Annotated in this window: 2 protein-coding genes; both read right to left on the reverse strand. The window is 69.6% G+C overall.

Features of this window, described 5'->3' with window-relative positions; translation table 11 throughout:
* Positions 1-183: 183 nt before the first annotated feature.
* Positions 184-972 carry a hypothetical protein gene (locus VFL64_RS15825; protein WP_489541338.1) on the reverse strand — a complete coding sequence of 263 codons (789 nt, stop codon included), beginning with the start codon at positions 970-972 and terminating at the stop codon, positions 184-186.
* A partial coding sequence (locus VFL64_RS15830; RefSeq protein ID WP_489541339.1) for a hydantoinase B/oxoprolinase family protein occupies positions 969-2,316 on the reverse strand: 1,348 nt, incomplete at its 5' end. The genes VFL64_RS15830 and VFL64_RS15825, both read right to left, overlap by 4 nt.

The following is a 2,316-nucleotide window of genomic DNA, read 5'->3' on the forward strand; positions in this document are numbered from 1 at the left end:
CATGGGTTTGTCCTGGGCAGCAGCATGGCCGAAGAGGCCAAGGGCCAGCACAGAGGCGAGGGCAGACGAAGCGATCAGACGTTGGTTCATGAACAGTTCTCCTTGAGGGTGGATGAAGGCGTCGCGATGGACCTTGCTGTGTCGGCGCAGGCCCAAGCTTCTTACAGCGCGGTGCATCATCGCTCAGTCCACCGGCTGCGCAGGCTCGGTGAGGGCGACGCGGCGGCGCTGCAGCCCCCACGCAAGCGTGAGCACCACGCCCCAGGCCAGCGCGTAGGACGCGGCAGGTGCCAGCACCGGCAAGGCCAGCGCCAGCACCATGAAGAACGCGCAGAAGCCTGCCATGCCCCGCACGAAGCCGCAGAGCAGTTCGATGGTGGCGTCGGCCCCGTGGCGCGTGAGCGTGAAGCCCGGCAGCACGTTGCCGGTGATCGGCAAGGCCAGCAACAGCCCGCTGATGGCCGGCGCGAGCACTTCGGCACCCAGCATGACGGACGCCGCCAGGGCCACCGCCGCAGCCACGCGCAGCACCAGCTCGATGGGCGGGATGTGCAGCACGGTGCGCTCGCGCCGGTGCGCCGGCATCAGACGCAGCACCACCCAGGGCGACACCGCCGCCAGCACGCACACGGCCACGGTGGGCAGGTGGAGCGACAACAAGGCCAGCCCGGATGCGAGGAACACGGCGTTCGCCGCCAACAACGCCAGCCACCACGGCGCCCCGCGCCGCACCGCATGCGCGAAGCCGAGCATGTGCAAGACCATGGCCGGGTAGGCCACCAGCGTGGCCAGCGCAATGGCATGCGCCTGCGCGGCCGGCGCCTGCAGCAGCACGAAACCCATGATCGGCCCCGCGATCATCGGCAGGCCCGAGAGCGTGCCTGCCACGCCGTGGCCGAAGCGCCGGGCCGCGAAGCTCGCGGCCAGCACCACCGCGCCCACCAGCGCCAGCTTCAGCGCGAACAGGCTCACGCGCTGCCGTAGCCGCCGCCACCGGGCGTCTCGACCACGAACACGTCGCCCGGCTGCATCTGCACCGAGCCGATGTGGTCCAGCGTCTCGACACTGCCATCGGCGCGCTCCACGCGGTTGATGCCCACCTGCCCCGCCGCACCGCCGGCCATGCCGAACGCACCGTGGTGCCGACCGTTGGAAAGGATGGAGGCCGTCATCGGCTCCAGGAAGCGCATGCGGCGCACACCGCCGTCTCCGCCGCGGTGCTTGCCCGCGCCGCCCGAGCCGGCGCGGATGGCATAGCTCTCCAGCCGCACCGGGAAGCGGAACTCCAGCACCTCGGGGTCGGTGAGGCGCGAGTTGGTCATGTGGGTTTGCACGACGCTGGTGCCGTCGAACCCGCCGGCTGGTCGGCCGGCGGCGTCAATGAAGATGCCCGCGCCCGAGCCGCCCGAGATGGTCTCGTAGTACTGGTAGGTCGCGTTGCCGAAGGTGAAGTTGTTCATCGTGCACTGGCCCGCCGCCATCACGCCCAAAGCGCCGTAGAGCGCATTGGTGATGCAGGTGGAGGTCTCCACGTTGCCCGCCACCACCGAGGCCGGCGGCCGCGGGTTGAGCATGGAGCCCTCGGGGATGATCACCTGCAGTGGCTTCAGGCAGCCCGCGTTGAGCGGGATGTCGTCGTTGACCAGCGTGCGGAACACGTACAGCACGGCCGCCATGCACACGGCGCGCGGCGCGTTGAAGTTGTTCACCAGCTGGTCCGAGGTGCCGGTGAAATCGATGACCGCGCTGCGCGCGTTCGCATCGACGCGGATGGCCACGCGGATGCGCGCCCCGTTGTCCAGCGGCAGCGTGAACTCGCCGTCGCGCAGCTTCGTGATGACGCGGCGCACCGACTCCTCGGCGTTGTCCTGCACGTGGCGCATGTAGGCACGCACCACCTCAAGCCCGAACTGCGCGACCCTCTTGCGCAGCTCCTGTACGCCCTTCTCGTGGGCGGCGATCTGCGCCTTCAGGTCGGCCAGGTTCTGTTGTGGGTTGCGCGAGGGGTAGGCGCCGCTCTTCAGCAAGGCCAGCATCTCCGCTTCGCACAGGCGGCCCGCGTCAACCAGCTTCAGGTTGTCGATCTGCACGCCCTCTTCCTCGATGCGCGTGGAGAACGGCGGCATCGAGCCGGGCGTGATGCCACCGATGTCGGCGTGGTGGCCGCGCGAGCCGACGTAGAAGAGGATCTCGTCGCCCTCGTCCGCGAAGACCGGCGTCACGACGGTGACGTCGGGCAGATGGGTGCCGCCGTGGTACGGGTCGTTCAGCACGTACACGTCGCCGCGCTGCATGCGCCCGGCGTGGCCCTGGATC

Origin of the sequence: Rhizobacter sp. (genome assembly GCF_035702065.1) — a bacterium.
Lineage (GTDB): Bacteria > Pseudomonadota > Gammaproteobacteria > Burkholderiales > Burkholderiaceae_C > Rhizobacter.